This window comes from Anatilimnocola aggregata (assembly GCF_007747655.1).
GTDB lineage: Bacteria > Planctomycetota > Planctomycetia > Pirellulales > Pirellulaceae > Anatilimnocola > Anatilimnocola aggregata.
In genome coordinates, this window is sequence record NZ_CP036274.1 from 6,295,978 (window position 1) to 6,313,819 (window position 17,842).

General features: G+C 56.0%; 12 protein-coding genes. 5 read left to right on the forward strand and 7 right to left on the reverse strand.

The genetic code is table 11. The features are described 5' to 3' along the window. Positions 1–233: 233 nt before the first annotated feature. Both ETAA8_RS23655 and ETAA8_RS23660 read right to left on the reverse strand, forming a co-directional pair. Entirely contained in the window at positions 234–680 is a 447-nt protein-coding gene (locus ETAA8_RS23655) for a RipA family octameric membrane protein (RefSeq protein WP_145094272.1), read from the reverse strand. Positions 681–785: 105 nt separating this feature from the next. Further along, positions 786–2,783, reverse strand: coding sequence for an ABC transporter ATP-binding protein (locus tag ETAA8_RS23660; protein ID WP_145094277.1), 1,998 nt, complete (start codon positions 2,781–2,783; stop codon positions 786–788). A gap of 375 nt (positions 2,784–3,158) precedes the next feature. Here ETAA8_RS23660 and ETAA8_RS23665 point away from each other — a divergent pair, with 375 nt between their 5' ends. The 4 genes from ETAA8_RS23665 (at position 3,159) to ETAA8_RS23680 (ending at position 10,882) form a co-directional block, all read left to right on the forward strand. Then, entirely contained in the window at positions 3,159–6,746 is a 3,588-nt protein-coding gene (locus ETAA8_RS23665; protein ID WP_238397548.1) for a VWA domain-containing protein, read from the forward strand. A gap of 122 nt (positions 6,747–6,868) precedes the next feature. After that, on the forward strand, positions 6,869–7,900 hold the full coding sequence (locus ETAA8_RS23670; RefSeq protein ID WP_145094280.1) for an AAA family ATPase: 1,032 nt from the start codon (positions 6,869–6,871) through the stop codon (positions 7,898–7,900). Between the two features lie 51 nt (positions 7,901–7,951). Next, positions 7,952–8,845, forward strand: a complete 894-nt coding sequence (locus tag ETAA8_RS23675; RefSeq protein WP_145094283.1) for a DUF58 domain-containing protein — start codon at positions 7,952–7,954, stop codon at positions 8,843–8,845. 6 nt (positions 8,846–8,851) lie between these two features. Beyond that, positions 8,852–10,882, forward strand: a complete 2,031-nt coding sequence (locus tag ETAA8_RS23680) for a vWA domain-containing protein (RefSeq protein ID WP_145094286.1) — start codon at positions 8,852–8,854, stop codon at positions 10,880–10,882. 20 nt (positions 10,883–10,902) lie between these two features. On the opposite strand, the gene ETAA8_RS23685 is transcribed toward ETAA8_RS23680, so the two are convergent. From ETAA8_RS23685 to ETAA8_RS23700, 4 genes are all read right to left on the reverse strand, one after another. Next, on the reverse strand, positions 10,903–11,178 hold the full coding sequence (locus ETAA8_RS23685; RefSeq protein WP_145094290.1) for a hypothetical protein: 276 nt from the start codon (positions 11,176–11,178) through the stop codon (positions 10,903–10,905). A gap of 22 nt (positions 11,179–11,200) precedes the next feature. Then, complete coding sequence (locus tag ETAA8_RS23690) at positions 11,201–12,172, reverse strand: leucine-rich repeat domain-containing protein (RefSeq protein ID WP_145094293.1); 972 nt, start codon at positions 12,170–12,172, stop codon at positions 11,201–11,203. 225 nt (positions 12,173–12,397) lie between these two features. Then, the gene (locus tag ETAA8_RS23695) at positions 12,398–12,667 is read right to left on the reverse strand and encodes a hypothetical protein (protein WP_145094296.1); all 270 of its coding nucleotides are present in this window, start codon (positions 12,665–12,667) and stop codon (positions 12,398–12,400) included. 504 nt (positions 12,668–13,171) lie between these two features. Further along, entirely contained in the window at positions 13,172–16,486 is a 3,315-nt protein-coding gene (locus ETAA8_RS23700) for a PVC-type heme-binding CxxCH protein (protein ID WP_145094299.1), read from the reverse strand. A gap of 155 nt (positions 16,487–16,641) precedes the next feature. Here ETAA8_RS23700 and ETAA8_RS23705 point away from each other — a divergent pair, with 155 nt between their 5' ends. Then, a complete protein-coding gene (locus ETAA8_RS23705; protein ID WP_145094303.1) occupies positions 16,642–17,271 on the forward strand; it encodes a hypothetical protein in 630 nt (209 codons plus the stop codon). Positions 17,272–17,278: 7 nt separating this feature from the next. On the opposite strand, the gene ETAA8_RS23710 is transcribed toward ETAA8_RS23705, so the two are convergent. Next, positions 17,279–17,674: a response regulator gene (locus ETAA8_RS23710; RefSeq protein ID WP_145094306.1), complete on the reverse strand. Its 396-nt coding sequence runs from the start codon at positions 17,672–17,674 to the stop codon at positions 17,279–17,281. Positions 17,675–17,842: the final 168 nt, after the last annotated feature.

Sequence of the window (17,842 nt, forward strand, 5' to 3'; positions counted from 1 at the left end):
TCAAACGTTACCGCTGACAACAGTAGATATCGGCGCTGCTATCATTCGACTGCACTAACAAGCCAAACCCGGATACGTGCGCAGACTGTGCGTGTATCGCACTTCGTAACGATGGTGCCAGCCTTAACGCCCGGCACCAGCTTGATCGGCGCGATCGCGCCACTTGGTGCGACTGCCGAGTGCGGGTCGCACCGATTGCATCGCGTCGAACACCGCGGCTGGCTTGTCGCTCGCTAACTTACTGCCCGAATGAGCATCCAGGTGCATAAGGCCAGCCACGTTGCTGCAAACAGCAAGGGCACAGCAAAGGCCAACGGCCGAGAAATCGACAGCCCATCGGTTCGCCCCGGGCCGGCGAAGGCTGCAATGGTGCGGCGATACTCCGGCACGGCCAGCTTGATGAGTTCGTTTACGTGCACGCAGTATCGCCAATGCCGAATCTGCACCCATAGCCACAAGAGCGTGAAGCTGACCGCCACTCCTGTCAGCGGAATAAACACCGCAGGTGCTGCATCCTTGTGATAAAAGATGGCGAACACGCCGAGCAGTCCAATCTGCATGGCGGAGAAATAGTTCAGCCGATCATGGAACAGCCGTTCCTCGTGCATGCCGTGCTGCCACAGTCGATTCACTTCGTCCGGGTGTGTAGGCGGCTGAGGAGCATCGCTGGGAGCAGACATAGTGGCCGCTAGGTAAAAGGCAGGTGTTTAAACTGCCCTTCATGATACTGGCTAGCGTGTGCTTTGTTGCCCGGCGACTCTGCATTGCTTTCAACGCAGATGCACTTATGCCGACGCCTTGAAGCCCAACTGATACAGCCGGCTATAGAGTTCGCAGCGCTTGAGCAGCTGGTCGTGCGTGCCGAAATCGAGGATACGGCCGCTATCGATCACAATGACTTCGTCGGCGAGGGCCAGCGAAGCAACGCGGTGCGTAATCATCAGCGTGGTGCGGCCGCGGGTGAATTGTTCGAGCACTCGATGAATCAATTGTTCACTTTCGAGGTCAATCTGGCTGGTCGCTTCGTCGAGGATCAGGATCTGTGGATCGCGCAGAATCGCCCGGGCCAGCAAAATCCGTTGCCGTTGCCCGCCCGAAAGTTTGCCTCCACGTTCCCCCACGATCGTGTCGTAACCCAGTTCGAGTTTCTCGGTAATGAACCGATGAGCGTGGGCTTTGGTTGCTGCCTCGATGACTTGCTCGTCGGTCGCATAGGGAGTTCCGTAGCGAATGTTGGCAATCACCGTATCGTCAAACAGCATTGCCTGCTGTGCGACGAGGCCAATCCGCTCGCGCAGATCGTGCTGCCGCATATTTCGCAGATCGACGTTATCGAGCTTAATGCTCCCTTCGACCGGGTCGTAGAACCGGAGGAGCAGACTCATCAACGTACTTTTGCCGCAACCGTTCGGTCCCACCACTGCGACCGTCTTGCCGTAAGGAATTCGGAGCGTAATGTTCTTCAGTACCGGCTGACCTGGCTTGTAGTGAAACGAGACGTTCTCGAACACCACTTCGGGCCGCGTATTCGTGAGCCGCACAGGTTGCTTGGGATCGACGATGGCCGGTTCGCTATCGAGTACTTCGTAAATCCGATCTGAAGCTGCCAACCCCCGCTGAATGTAATTGAACACATCGGCCAACTTGCGGGCCGGATCGCTCACACCAGCCAGCAGAGCGTAAAAGGCGATTAGTGAACCGGGACTGAGCGGCCGATCCATGATCTTGATGCCGAGAATCGTCGTCTGCTGATTCAAGACCAGGTATGCACCCGACAAAATAGCCAGCGAGATAATGATCGTCCCCGTTAGTTCCGCACTGGTACGCGCGCTGGCGTTGTATACCGCGATCCGCATCGATTTAAAGAAGAACTGCTTGTTCCGCTCGTGGAACCGTTGCCGTTCGTGGTGTTCCATGCCGAAGGCCTTGACAGCTTGAATGCCGGATAGCGTTTCGGAGATTCTGCCGTACAACTGCGAAAGCTCTTCCATAGCACGGCGATTGGCCCGCTTGAGCGACTGAGCAAGTTTAATGGCGAGGTAACCTGCCAGCGGTGCCACGATCAGCGAAAGAATCAGCAATCGCCAGCAAATAAAGGCCGCGCCGATCAGGCAGGCGATCATTTTGAATGGTTCAAGTAGTACCCGGCCAATCACGGCTGAAAGAGCAGCCGAGACATGTGACATGTCGGCAGTAAATCGCGAGAGGAGGCCGCTAGTGCCCGTGTTGCCAAACGCATCGATTTCGCGATTGAGGACTGTCCGCATCATCTGCGAGCGCAATTCAACAACCGAGACCTGCGCCAGATTCTCTACCAGGTAAATATTCACTGCCAAGAAGCCATCTTTGATGACCGTGGCCAGGCACAGAATCCCGACGAGCAGTGCCAATGCCCAAAACGAACTATCAGGCAAATAACGGACGATCCAAGGGTGATAGGCTTCAGCCTGCGTTAAACCTAGCCGGGCCGAACCCAGTGCGACCTCGTCGCGCTGCAGTTGCAGTCGCCGTGGACCCTGCTCGGCTGCCGGTAACTGCGGCAATTCGACTTGCGCGTCTGCCACTTTTTTCTCGAGCTTGGCAACTTCCTCGGCCGCTTCCAGCACTTGTGCATCGGCCCAACTGTGGGGACTTTGGCCGCTGAAAGTGATATCGACGATGGGTTTTACGAGCCCCAGATTAGCGCCCCACAAGAGGGCCACCACCAACGAGCAGAACATCGTCAGCGCAAAGACCATCCTCCTTCGCAGGGTGAGGTGCAGTACGCGAAGAAAATTCTTCATGACGCTTCCGGTGCTGGCTGAACGACCTTCCGTGATCGTGATTTCGGGCTTGTTGGGGAACAAACAGCTTGCGCCTCGCAAATTCCTGAGCGCACGCAGCTGCGGGATCCTGGCAGATAGCCCGAGACGGCCCAAGTTCTAGCAAATCGACCACTTTTCGCCAAGATCGGCCAAACGTGGCAAATTCACACGTTTTGCATCGCCGAAGCAAATTTGTGAAGTTGGAGCCAATGGAATCGCAAACTTTCTGCAGGCTGCTATCACAACAGGTCTCGGCTACAATTACTCGTGAATGGTTGGCGATGGCGCGTCAAGATTTGGCCGCTGCCATCGAACCATGCTTATCTTGAACTCAGCGGGCACGAGACTCTCATCATGGCGTGGCTTGATTACATTCGCCTTGATACCATTCCAGTTTCTAGCTTGGTGCTGGTGGGCTGGCTGCTTGTAACCGGCTCGATCGGTGAACTCTGGCGGCTGATGATCGGCCCGCGATCTCCCTGGCTCGTGCGAGTATCGATGCCGCTGGTGATCGTCGCTGTCGCGGTTGGGGCGACCTTTCTCTCCTTGCTAGTCCTGCGTCCACTTGGACTTTGGATGGGGTTTGGCAAAGCGGTCGACTACTGGCTGCTGGTCGTTCTGTTTCTCGCCCCCTTCGATATTTGGCCCGTTCCCTGGAACGACGACCCTCGCGCTGGTTGGCGAGCGAACCTCCGCAATGTGGGCCTGAAGTTATTGTTGCCCATAGTACTTGCAGTCATCGGCTTGGCGATTCTTTGGCTCTATTCGTGGGCCTCACTGGGCATTCACAATTTGCTCATTCGCCTGAGAATGGGACGGTTCGCCCTTTGGTTTAGCGAATGGTTCGTCCTCACCAAAGACTTCGATGCCGACCGCCTCACGTTCGATCAACCCTGGCTCCTGCTTCTGGCTTTGGGCATTCCCGTACTGTTTTTCATAAGCTATCGCTCGTTAGCCGCTCTGGGTAAGTATCGCCGCGTCTTCGCCTTGGGTTATCGCGGCCGGGTCTTGCTTCTGATGATTCTCGCCCTCGCTGGCGTGCAACTGCAAAAAATCAGCGAGCGGATGACCGTGATGTACTTGCTCGATCAATCGGAGAGTATTCCCAAACCGGTTCGCGAGGCGATGATTCAATTCGTCATGCAGGATGTCGACGCACACCGGCACAAGGGCGATTTACAATCGGCCACTGAGGACAAAGCAGGTGTAATCGTCTTTGGTCGGGAAGCAACCATCGAGCACCCTCCGTTTGCCGACAGTATTCGTTCGGTTGGCAATCTCGAAAGTCTGTTCGAACTTCGAACCGATGCCACCAACATCGGCTCCGCTCTCAAGCTGGCCCAAGCCGCTTTTCCTGAAGATTCGGCGAAACGAATCGTGATTATCACTGACGGCAACGAAAACTTGGGCGACTCAAGAACCATTGCCAGCGGGCTTGCCGAGAACGGCATCGGTATTGATGTCGTCGCCGTACGTCTGAGTGCCCGGAACGAAGTAGCCGTCGAAAAAGTCTCACTCCCCAGCGACATTCGCCGCGGTCAACCTCTCGAAGCACGCATTGTCGTCCAGAACTATGGCGAGCAGGACGTCAAAGGTCGCTTGCGAGTTGTGCAGAACTTCAATGGTCAAGACAACCTGCTGCAAGAGTCAGAGGTGACTCTTAAGCCTGGCAAGAATGTGTTTGCCGTGCAGCACACAATCGATGTTCCCGCGGGCTACACCTACGGTGCTCGCTTCATTCCGGATGCAAACGCCGGCGATGCGATGGAGCAGAATAACTCCGCGACCGCATTCACACACGTCCGAGGTAAAGGCCGTGTATTAATGATCGTTGATGCCGAAAATCCCAAGGAGTTCGATCCGCTGATCGGCCGCTTGGGCGAACTGAACATGGAAGTCGACACCATGCCTAGCGACAACCTGTTCACGTCACTGGCTCAACTGCAGGGTTACGACTGCATCGTCCTAGCCAATGTCGCGCGTTCCAGCGGTGGCGATGAGAATGCTGTCGCCTTTACCGACGATCAAATCGCCATGCTTGTCCGCAATACTGAGCAATTCGGCTGCGGGCTGGTGATGATCGGCGGCCCCAACGCCTTCGGTGCCGGCGGTTGGGCCAATACCGAAATTGAAAAGGCAATGCCCGTTGATTTCCAGATCAAAAACAGCAAAGTGAAAGCGGTCGGAGCGCTCGTCCTGCTTATGCATGCCTGCGAAATTCCCGATGGCAATAACATTCAGAAGAAGGTCGCCGAAGAATCGGTGAAGGTCCTTGGGCCGATGGACTACTGCGGATTGCTGCAGTGGGAGAACTTCACTGGCGGCGATAACTGGCTCTGGTTCCATCAGGGCAAAGGACTCGTACGCGTCGGCGAGCGGCAAAAGGAAATGGCCTCGCGCATTGGTCGTATGACGCCAGGCGATATGCCCGACTTCGACCCCGCGATGACCAAAGCTATTAAGGAGTTTGAAACGAATCCGGCCTCCGTCAAACACATGATCGTCATCAGCGACGGTGACCCTTCGCCACCGAGTGGCGCGATCATGCAACGATTCAAAAACGCTAGTGTCACAGTCAGCACCGTCGCCATCGGTTCGCACGGTCCGGCCGAGAGTGGGTTGTTGCAGAGAATTGCCAATCAAACGGGTGGAAAATATTACGCCGTCAACAATCCCAAGGCGATTCCCAAGATCTTTCAGCGTGAAAGCCGGCGCGTCGCGCGCCCGCTGATTCTCGAAGAGCGTTTTCAGCCCTACGTCGTCCCCGAAGCTCGCGCGCACGAGATGCTGCAGAACATTGACGGCGAATTGCCCGAACTAACTGGCTTCGTGATGACGACCGTGAAAGAAAATCCGCTGGTTGAAGTCCTCATTCGCTCACCCAAGCCGGGCGAAGACAGCAACGCTACAATTCTTGCGTCCTGGACGTATGGCGCGGGTAAGACATGTGTATTCACTTCCGATGGCGGACAGCGCTGGGCCAACAGTTGGACCGACTGGGAGAACTACAACAAGTTCTATAGCCAGATGATTCGCTGGGCGATGCGTCCCGTAAACGAAGCCGGCAAATTCACGATTGCGACGGAAGTGAAAGACGGCAAAGTGAAGGTTGTCGTCACCGCTCTGAAGGAGGACGATGAATTCCTTAACTTCCTGAATATGTCGGGCGTAGGTGCCGATCCGGAACTGAAGAACCTACAACTGAGCATGCAACAGGAAGCTCCGGGGCGCTATGTCGGCGAGTTCGATGCCGACAAGGCCGGCAGTTATCTGCTCGCCATCAATACTGGCATGGGCGGGGCGCCTCTTCTTACCGGCATCACAGTTCCTTACTCGGCCGAATATCGCGAGCGCGAATCAAACGAAGCGATCCTTACGTCACTCGCCAGCTACAAACCTAAGGGGGGCGAAGCGGGCAAATTGATCGATGGACCACTCATGAAGGAAGCGGTACCGGAACTCATCAAGCAAAACGATACATTCCGCCGCACATTGCAAAAAGCAAACAGCAGTCAGGATATTTGGCCAGCCTTTCTGCTCCTTGCCGGCTGCGTCTTTCTCGCCGATGTCTTCGTCCGCCGCGTACAAGTCAACTTTGAATGGGTCATTCCCGGCATCATGTGGACCTGGCATCGCTTGCTGCGGCGTGAACCAGCAATTACCGCCGATGAACGCATGGATCGGCTGCGCAACCTTAAGGCCACTGTTTCGAACCAGTTAGACGAGCGCCGCGCCGCAGCCCGCTTTGAACCGCAAGTGGAGAACGATGCTCCTGCGCGTGATCCCAATGAAGTGCTGCGAGAAGCTACGGCGGGCGGCAATACCCCACCCATACCGCCACCCAGCAGTTCTGCAGCCGCCTTGCCGCAAACCGAACAAGAGTCCTACACCGAGCGTTTGTTGGCTGCGAAAAAGAAGTTGCGCAAAGACCCACCCAGTTGATCGGTCTGGTATCTTGAAATTACTTATCACCACGATTCTCGATCATCGCGGGCTACATCAACCCGCACTATTAAGTTAGTTAGTCCAACCCACTAGCGCCGCCCCAGCTTTGAGGAGCATTCATGAGTATCGGCGAGTCGATGCAGAAGCAGGCCGAGGAATTTCGGAGCCGTTATACCGCTGTCCGTGAGCAAGTGGGACGAGTCATTGTGGGGCACGATGAAATCGTCCATGGTGTGCTGACCGCGATGTTCATTGGCGGACACTGCCTGCTGGAGGGTGTGCCGGGATTGGGTAAGACGCTGCTCGTGCGGACTCTCTCCGAAGCGCTCGACCTGAAGTTCAACCGCATACAGTTCACGCCCGACTTGATGCCAAGCGACATTCTCGGCACGAACATGATTAACGAAAATGCGGAAGGACGCCGCGCGTTCGAGTTCCAGCGTGGCCCGATCTTCACCCAGATTTGCCTCGCGGATGAAATCAATCGCGCCACCCCTAAAACACAATCGGCAATGCTCGAAACCATGCAAGAAGGAACCGTTACGGTCGCCGGTGTGCGATACGAACTGGAGAAGCCTTTCTTTGTGCTGGCCACGCAAAACCCCATCGAGCAAGAAGGAACTTACCCACTTCCCGAAGCTCAACTCGACCGGTTCTTATTCAAACTCGTCGTCGGCTATTCGTCCCGAGAAGAACTGGCAACCATCGTTGATCGCACTACTAAGGGGATCACGATCAGGCCCGAAAAAGTGATGGACGGCACCGAAATCTGCAAGTGGCAAAAACTGATTCGGGATGTGATCCTTGCCCAGCATGTACAGGATTATATCGTTCGCCTCGTGCTAGCCACGCATCCGAGTGGCCCCTATTCGCTCCCCATCACAAATCAGTATCTGCGCTGGGGTAGCAGTCCACGTGGAGCGCAAACGTTGGCGCTTGCTTCCAAAGTTCGGGCCCTGCTCGAGGGTCGCTACAACGTCAGCTTCGAGGATGTCCGCCGCTCGTTCCTCCCCGCCCTGCGTCATCGCGTGATCCTCAACTTTGAAGCTCAGGCTGAGGGACTTGACACCGATCACGTGCTGCTCAACATTCTCGAGAAATTGCCTGAAAAGGGCGAAGACGCACCGGTCAAGGCCGCGCTCGCGAGGTAGGCATGTGCGTCATTGTTCGTAACCCAGTTTCGCCCTGACCACGAGCCGTCAATGTCCACCGTTCCTCCCATTCAACTACTTCAGCCTCAGTTGCTTGCACAACTGGAGAGGCTGGAGCTTATCAGCCGCAAGATCTTTCGCGGACGGATGAAGGGAGAGCGGCGAAGCAAGCGCAAAGGGCAAAGCGTTGAGTTCGCCGACTTTCGCAACTATGTCGCCGGTGACGATCTGCGGTTTATCGACTGGAATCTCTACGCGCGGCTTGATCGCTTGTTTCTCAAGCTGTTTCTGGAAGAAGAAGACCTGCATGTTTACGTGCTAGTCGATTCCAGCACGAGCATGGATTTCGGCGAGCCCACCAAGCTCAATTATGCCAAGCAGTTGGCCGCGGCGCTCGGCTACATTGGCCTGACACGGGCCGATCGGATTAAAATTGAATCGCTGGGGACTTCGCATCGCAATCCTGGCCCGGTGCTGCGCGGCCGCGCCAGTGTCTGGCGAATGGTCGATCACCTGAACAGCATTCAGCCTGGCGAAAACATCTCACTGGCTCAGGGAGTGCGCAACTTTTGCCTCCGCAATCAAGGCAAAGGGATTCTCATTCTGATCACCGACCTGATGGACAAGAGTGGCTACGAGCAGGCTCTCCGCTTGCTCGTTGCCCAACAGATGGATGTTTACTTGCTCCACGTGCTGAGTCCTGAGGAACTCAACCCCGAGATTAAAGGGGATTTGCGCCTGGTCGATGCCGAGGATGCCGATATCGCCGAAGTCACGATCAGCCGACCGTTGCTCGATCGTTACAAACGCACGCTGGCCGCCTTCGTTGATGGTGCTCGTGATTATTGCACTCGACGCGGCATGAATTACTTGATGACCAGCACCGAAACTCCGGTCGACAAACTCGTCGGCACCTATTTGCGTAAACGCGGGCTGGTGAGGTAAACGTCGATGCTGCTCGCTGACTTCATCAATACACTCACGCTCGGTCAATGGCTGGTACTCGGCCTCGTTCCGCCGGCCATCATCGCCCTCTATTTTCTGAAGCTACGTCGCCAACCGCTCGAAGTTCCCAGCACTTACCTGTGGAGCCGAGCGATCGAAGACCTGCACGTCAATTCGCTCTGGCAGCGACTGCGGCAGAGCCTGCTTTTGCTGCTGCAGCTGCTCCTGATCGGCCTGCTTGTTATCACCCTCGTTCGTCCGGGCTGGAAAGGGACCGACCTGGTTGGCAGCCGGCTGATATTCATGGTCGATACATCGGCCAGCATGAACGCAACCGACATCTCACCCACGCGACTCGATGCCGCCAAGCAACAGGCAATCGGCTTGATCGAGCAGATGAAGAAGGGGGACGTCGCGATGCTTATCAGCTTCTCGAACGTCGCCCGCGTAGAGCAAACCTTCACCGACAACCGTCGTCTGCTGCGGCAAAAGGTCGAGACAATTGAACCCACGAATCGCCCCAGCGACTTGAGCGAGGCCCTGCGTGCCGCCTCGGGCCTCGCGAATCCAGGTCAAACGGGCGACCCGAACAACCCCAACGACATTCAAACGGCCGAAGCGCAGCCCGCAACGATGTATCTGTTCACTGACGGCGGCTTCACCTCGGTCCCCAATTTTCGCCTCGGCAATCTGCAGGCTGAGTATGTCAAAGTTGCCTCGGCCGAACCGCGCAATGTCGGCATCGTGGCTTTCAGTACCGATGCCAATCCCGAGAAGCCCGGGCAGATTCAAGCATTCGCGCGAGTCGAGAACTTCGGCACTAAAGATGAAAAAGCGGTTGCCACACTCTTCCTCGACGACGTCGAACTCGATTCGCAGAACGTCGATATTCCCGGTCGTAATCCTGAGAATCAGATTTCGGGAGCGGCGGGAGTAAAGTTCGAAATGCAAACAATCGAGAATGGCGTGCTGCGGCTGGAACTCGCAATCAAGGACGATCTGGTAGAAGACAATCGTGCTTCCACGGTCGTCAATTTGCCGCAGCCCGCCAAAGTACTTTTGGTGACGCCGGGGAATGATGCCTTGGAACTCGCGCTCGCCACCGACGAAGCCACGAAGATGGCCGCCATCGTCACCAAGCCCCCGTCCTATTTAGATGAAAAGGTTTACCAAGACGCCGCTGCCGACGGTGCGTTCGATCTGATTATTTACGACCAATGCATGCCGAAGCAAATGCCCAGTTGCAACACACTTTTCATAGGGCGACTGCCGCCCTATGAAGGCTGGCAAGCGGGACCAAAGAACTATCCTGCCCTCGTGCGTGACGTGAATCAACTCCATCCACTGACTCAACTCATTCAGATGGACAACGTGATGATTGTCGAAGCAGCGCCGATCACCGGACCGCCAGGAAGCGCGTCGTTAATGGAAGCCTACATCGGGCAAGGGGAGACAGCGGAATTCAAAAGCGTGTTCGTTGTCGGCCCACGTGCTGGCTACGAAGATGCGGTGCTCGGATTCGAGATCTACGGCCGCAACGAAAAAGGAGAGACGACGGTCAACACCGACTGGGAACGCCGCCGCAGCTTTCCGGTCTTCGTGCTGAATGCCGTGAAGTATCTAGGGGGCGTGCGAACCGGACTGGCAATGCCCAGCATCAAGCCAGGCTCGCCGGCAACCCTGCGTACACTCACACCGGTGCCGCAAATCTGGGTGAAGCCACCCCGCGGCAGCGAAACAACGGTCCCGCGCGAATCGCAGAATCAATACGTCTTCACACGAACCGATGAACTCGGAACTTACGCTGTGCGCGATGGCTCTGCAGCCAAAGTCTCGCAAAAATTCGCCGTCAACCTCTTCGATGCTCGCGAAAGCAATCTCGTGCCGCGCGAGAAAATCGACATCGGCAGTGAAGAAGTGAAAGCTCAAACGAGCAAGCAAGTTTCCCGACAAGAACTATGGCGGTGGCTACTGCTAGGCGCCATTGGGCTGCTAATTTTTGAGTGGTACGTCTATAACCGGCGAGTGTATTTATAACTCGCGCTGGCCAGGTACTCTCACCCCTTCATCGCAATAAGGACCAAGCCCACCAGCGTGAAGATTCCATAGAAGCCGAGCGCGATCATCAGATAGGCGACAATAAAGTAGCCGAGGACGGCAAACGCTCGCTTCAGCCAGCTGCCAAGGAACCAATTCTCTGCCAACTGGCGTTCGAGATTCTCAATGCGCGCTTCCAGCTGCGCGATCGAGGTGGGGGATTCTGCACTAATCAACGATCGCCGTGCTTCACCTATCTGGGGCGATTCGTAAGGATTCTGATACGGGTCGCTCATGGACTGCGTCTTTTGCAGTGGACTATGGTACTGAATCGCTTACGCGGCGCGGCTGTTCGCGAGAGTTGCTGCTGCGTGGATCTCGTTCCCACGGAAAACTCACGTTGATGAATTTACCGAAGGTCTCTTCTTCGTATTCGGCCAGCCCTTCTACAGTGAGATGGGGGCTGTCGACTTCGATAAAACTGTTTTTCGGCAGAGTACGCAACTCCCAAAGGCCCTGATCGGTAATCGGCATACCTTCGAGATTGAGATGATCAAGCTTCGGCAGTCTCGCTAAGACCGACATGGACATATCCGTCACGTTCGGACATTTCAGCGTTAAGGACTGAAGCTGGGTCGCGTGCCCTAAAGCAGTGGCTCCCCGATCTGTGACCAAATCCGATCCAACTTGGAGTGTTTCAAGTTTCGCCAGCCTCGCGATTTGCTGCAAATCTGCATCGGTAATATTGATCTGGTCGATATCGAGATACTCGAGGCTCGTATGAGCCACAACTTGGTTGGCGAATTCAGCTGATGCTGACTGTCGCCTTTCGAGTAGCTTAAGTCCAAACTCAAACTCGGGGCCGATCGTTCGAACCTTGCCGCCAGCACAAGAGCGCACTTCCAATCCCAGGTTTGCTAATTGATCGTTTGCTCGTCCCCAGGCGTACTCGTTGTAAAGTGCAGGAATACGCACTGCGAACGCGACAGCCACAAGCATAACGATCAGCGCACCGGGCAGGGCAAGTGGCAGCCAGCTCAGTTGTCGTTCGCGCGCGGTTGTTGCCAAGCGGCGACAACTGACTTGCACCATTGCCGCCCCCAATAAAGTTGCGGCGACTGCATTCATTACGGCGAGGACTATCAACAACAGTCCACCTAGGCCCGCGATGTTTTCCCGCCACGTCATTGCCAGCAAAAACCAACTAGGCGAGGCAACTAGCAGTCCAACAAGAATTCCCCAGGAAAATGCTGGCCAACGGAGCTCCTTCACCTTGGCCAGACTGGCCACGACTCCGCAAACGCTTGCGATTGGCAGCAATAGGCAGAGTGCCCAGCCCACGTCATGAAACAGCAACTTCAGGACTTGTTGAAATGCCACTATTAGGCCGGCAACTGCCGCTCCAGGCTCGCGATGCGAGCCAAGCGGTGAAAGAGAATGCCTAGGGCTCAATCATCTGTACGCAACAGTATGAGGTGTGGCACGCCTAAAGGCAAACACTGAATACTCGCGGTGCTACACCGGCAACGAAGAGCTGTCTGAACCGCGCGAGGCGCGTGTGGCTTCGACAACTGCCGACTTCATATCTTCGAGCGAAACGTGCTTCACATCGATCCGATATTCGCGGAGAGTCCCGAAAATAGCCTCGACCACTTCTTCGTTCGAGCGGGCCGAGCAGGCTCGCGTGCGAATGGCGTTCTTAATTTGTTCGTTCATCACCGTCACCAATTCCTTCACCTTCGTGGCTGCGGCGCTAATGCCCACAGCTTTAATGGTTCCCGACATGGGAGTCGTTTCCTATTAGACGAGGAACTACACCGTTCGGATGTCGAACCGTGGTATCGCCCGTCCGTTTTGCCGCGTCTGACGTCGGTCGTCAGACGCTGGCTACCTGTAACTTGTCGTTGCCGGCATGACTGGATAGACACGCGAGCAACAAGCAAGTTCAGATTTTTCTCACTCCTAGGTGTTCGCAGCTCAGTTGCGTTCCTTGCAACCAGTGCTGTGCACCCGCTTCGATTCCTTGCGGCGTCCCGGGAGAAGGGCCGCAATTCATCGGGTTACTCGGCAAGCTAAAAGCTTAGCCAGCCAACCTTGCTGGAGTGTAGTTATCGCCCATTAGCTCGCCAAGCTTGAATTCGCGAAAGACCCCTTTACTTTGCGTTTTTTCCCGTAAATGGCTTAAATTTTGACGTTGGCGGGACCAGTCCCTACTCAGCCAGCTAACGGTGCAGAGTTTCCCCTAATCAAATGCTGCCTAGCTGGGCTAGCAGATAAATAACTGTATTGTCACTCCTTCAGACTGGCCAAATACTCTACCAAATCGCGCAATTCGAACTTCGTGAGATGTTTGGTCAAGTCTTCGGGCATCGGACTTTTGCCGGGCTTGCGCTCCTCGATTAGCTCTTTGTCGACCGAAATGAGTTTCCCTTCAGCCGTCATTAGTTCTACCCGTTGGTCATTTTCCTGTTTCACAATCCCAGCCAGAACGCGACCTTCGGCATCGAGAATCACCACCGAGTCAAAACCCTTGGCGATGTTTTTGTTAGGCAGCACGATCGAGTCGAGCAGGTAGCGCCGCGTCTTCAGCGGATCGCTCGTCAGCTTCGTCAAATCGGGACCAACGTCGCCGCCGACTCCCGCTGCCTTATGACATCGCACGCACGAGACCTGCGCGCGCTCGAAGAAGATCTTCTTACCCCGTTCTAGATCGCCACCTTCGGCACAGTCGAGATAGGCCGCAGCCGGATCATCCTGGGGCAACTGCGATTGATACTGCTTCACCTTGCTCTTAACGGCACCTGCATCCCGCTTTTCTGCCGCGGTCAGCAAGTCGAGCCGACTATCCGCTGGGAACTTTCCGGCGACGAGTTGATCGAGGGCTTTTTCGAGAATTGCATTCGTACCTTGTTGCGTGAAGTTCGTGAGCGACGCCAGCGCGGCCTGACGTTCGATCAAATCACCTTCAAAAATCGCCTGCTCAAACGCGCTGAGCGAATCGGACGGCTTGAGTTTCATCAGCACATTGCGACCAGCGGCCCGCACGCGTGAGTCACCATCGGCCAGTGCTTCATCGACCGTTGTTGTCAATTCGGGCACTTCCAGGGCTGCAAGTGCCATAAGCGCATCGGCCCGCGTCTGACCAGCCTGGCTCTTGTCGTTCAGCAACCCGAACAACACCGGACCGACTTCTTTCATCCCGAAATCAGCGGCCAATTGCGCGGCAGCTGTTCGCAACTTCGTTGGGCCAGTGAGAATGCCGGGTAGCGCCGGCTTCAGCGCTGCGACTGCGACTTCCTTAGAGCGACCTTCGAGCGGTCGCCAGAAATTGAGGACGCGATCTTTGGGCGATGGCTTTTCCCAGTCCTTCAGCATCGCCAGCGCTTCAATCCGCATGGCTTCAGGAGCATCGCTGCGAGCCGCAAAAGCTGCCACCGCATTCGCATTCTCAACACTGCCCAGACGGAAGTTCGCATTCAACACTCGCCGGAGCAGCGGATCGCTGGTCGTCGAACGTGTAACGAGCGCGGCCAACTTGGGAAGTTCCGAGGCAATCGGCAGATCGTGAATCGCACGGGCTGCTTCGAGCACCACCCGTGGTTCGTTGTCGTTCAGAAACCCTGCCAACTCGGGCGATTCCATGCGGCGCAAAGCCAGCACCACACCCAAACGCACTGCTGGCGAAGCGCCCTTTGCTGCGACAACCAATTGCGCCGGACTCTCAGCGGCACCCACCAACCCAACGACTGCACCATGACGCAAGACTGGATCCTGATCTTGATTTTCATTCAGCAGTTCGAGCAACGCCGGAACGGCCGACTTCGTTTTCAGCTTGCCTAGCGAAACCGCCGCGAAGTAGCGCACTCGCAGGTCATCATCTTTCAACAGTTTGATCAGCGTCTCGCTACCAACAGCAAACTTGGTTTCGCCGATGACCTTGGCCACTTGCGCACGGACTTCCGCATTATCGGACGTTGCGAGGGCCACAATGGGAGTGACCAACTTCGCGGCATCTTGTCCACGGCGAACCAGTTGCTCCACACCCCAAATCGCATGCAACTTCGCAAGCATGGAGTCGCTGTGCGTCGCTACTTCCACCAGCGTGGTCGATTCTTGCTTGTCGACGAGGCTGAACTGAGCCTCTTGTCGCACGCGACGATCAGGATGCGCGAGCAGTTTTTTGAGTTCGGCCACGCTTTGCCCGGCAAGTCCGTCGTTCAGCAATTTCTTCACCTGCTGGACCACTTCGCTTTGGGAAATCTCCGGCGAATAGAAGCGATAGATCCGCCCCTTCCCTTCACCGTTCCAACCATTCACCCAGTCACTGACGTACACACCGCCATCGGGCCCAAATTCAACATCGGTGGCAAGCACACTCCAGAACGACTGCTCTGCATCGACCATTTCAAACGAAGCGCCTTTCGGCTTGAGCTTGAACGTTCGGACACCGCTGTTTGCCGGACCGCCGCGGAAATCACAGAGGAAGAAGCGGCCGTTGAAATGCTCGGGCAAACCAGTTCCCGGGTAATAAGCCAGGCCAGATGGACCATCGGCAAAGTTTACGGTGGGCGGAATAATGTACGCCGGTTGTTCAGCATTCTGCGGATGCCAGATCTTCTCGCGATTGAACGGGCCGCGATCGGGAAAATACTGATACTCCATTCGCCACCCAGTATCGCCACCTTCGACGACATAAACCCAGCGGGCCTTGTCGCCGCTATCGCTGTTATTATCGCCCGTGAAAAGATTGCCGTGATCGTCGAAAGCCAATTCCTGCGGATTGCGCAATCCCGTCGCGAACATTTCTAAGTTCGAACCATCGAGATCGCAGCGCAATACGGCGCCGCTGCTCGGATTGATCAGCCGCTTTCCTTCCTTGGTCGTGACGTTCAAGCCGCGATCGCCAATGCTGAAATAGAGGCGGCCATCGGGACCAATAATCAGCCCGTGCATATCGTGACCGCGAAAGGCATAACGCACGCCGAAGCCGTAGGCCAGTGACTGCCGCACTTCGGCCTGCTCATTCGCGTCCACATCCTTCAGCATCCAAAGGTGCGGAATGTTGGTGTAATAGACGTTGCCGCGATATTCGATTACGCCAGCGCCGGTTCCATCGACGATTTCGTTGAAGCCGTCGGCAAACACGCTCGACTTGTCCGCTTTGCCATCGCCATCGGTGTCGGTGAGCAAGCGAATGCGATCGTCGTACTTCGTGTAGTCCGAAGCCTTCTCTTTGAGGTGCTTTTTTACATACGCCAGGCGATCTTCGACCGTCTGGGCAGCAATATCGTCATCGAGCCAATGTGCGTGCCCGCGGTTGTCTTCGACTCCCTTGCTTTGACGGAATGTCTCGCAAACGAAAATGCGGCCCCGATGATCGATGGAAAACGCAACCGGGTTTGCGAGCATCGGCTCGGCAGCGAACACTTGTCGCTGCAAACCTTCGGGAACTTTGAAGCCTTGCAGCGATTGCTCGGCATCTTTCGACTCTCCAGCAATCTTGGGCGGTTCGGGCGGAACGGCCACAACTTGGGAAAGCGAAACAAGGCTCAGGAGCAGCGCGGCGCACAACAACGGCGCAGCCATTTTCTGACGAACGAACATAACTGGATCTCACGAAGCAACGACATCAGTCGTGGCCAAGGACAAAAGAACGATACAGGCGGGAGCGGGCAAATCGATAAGGAGTTGCCCGCGGCAGTTGTGGTAAGCTATTTAGATTAGTTTCTCGAGCGATTCCTGGCAAGAAAGGGACCAGCGTGGCGCGCGAATGTCCCCGCTGTGGCGAAGTGCTGATGGGTGCGGTCAACCGCTGCTGGAAGTGCGGGCTCGATCTGAGAGCTGCCACACAGTCCACGACTCCGCGCACTTCGGCCACTGCTCACGAACCGTTGATCGTGGCAGAGTTGGCCAACGAAACAGACACTGGTCCGCCCTCAACGCACCCCTCCCCTGCCCCGCCAATCTCACCAGTGGTTGCTCCCCAAACTCCGGGAGCTGTCGAGTATTTCATCGACGGCAGCATTCGTCGCCGCGGTTCACCGTTCGCACCTGGGGCGATCTTGCTCCCGCCATCTTCGGCACCCTCCTTCGGTCGAGTCGCGCCGAAGACGCAAATCTCACTGCAACAGAGTTACGCCTCGAATGGCGGCGCGATTGCCGCCATTGTGCTCGGGGTATTTGGCCTGATCATCGCGCCCCTGCGCTTTGAAGGAGCGATTGTCGGACTTGTCGGGCTAACGATGGGCCTTTGGGGCCTCTATTCGCGTCGTCGTGGCTGGGCCTTGTTCGGCCTGATTCTCTGCTGCCTGGCCATTGGCATCGGCTGCTACACCGGTGCATTTTGGCTCTTTCGGGCGGTCAACAATTCCACGCGCTGGGAATATTGAACCCCCATTATTTGCCCATCGGCCAACAATAAATCTGTTGCATTGCGCGGGCTACGATGCCGGTGATATCGGGCAAGCGTACTGGCTTCGAGAGCACCGAAAAGGCCTGAGCGGCACGCGCTTCGGCCTCCAATTGGCGATCGAGTGCGGCACTAATCAAAATACAGGGCAGTTCGAAGTGGAGCGTTCGAAGTTGACGAATTGTCTCGAGCCCCGTTAATCGCGGCATGTGCATATCGAGCAATAGCAGGTGAACGGGTTCACGCTTGATGACGTCGAGAGCCTCTTCGCCATCACCGGCGAGAATGGTGCGAAAGCCGCGCGTTTCAAACACGCTCCTCAACGTTTCGCGAAAATCGCGATCGTCATCGGTGATCAGCAGTGAAGGTGTTTCCAGCTTCATCGCAGGCTCCGCGCTCCGTCGAACCCAAAAGCTTTCCAAAAACGTGCTCAGGCACCGGTAGACCCGGCCAAACTGGCAGCGTAGAAAGAATACCTTACTCCAAGCAATTGCAGTGCCGGAGCATGAACTGCAGGAAAATAGGCCCCTCTCTCAGACCACAATTTCATC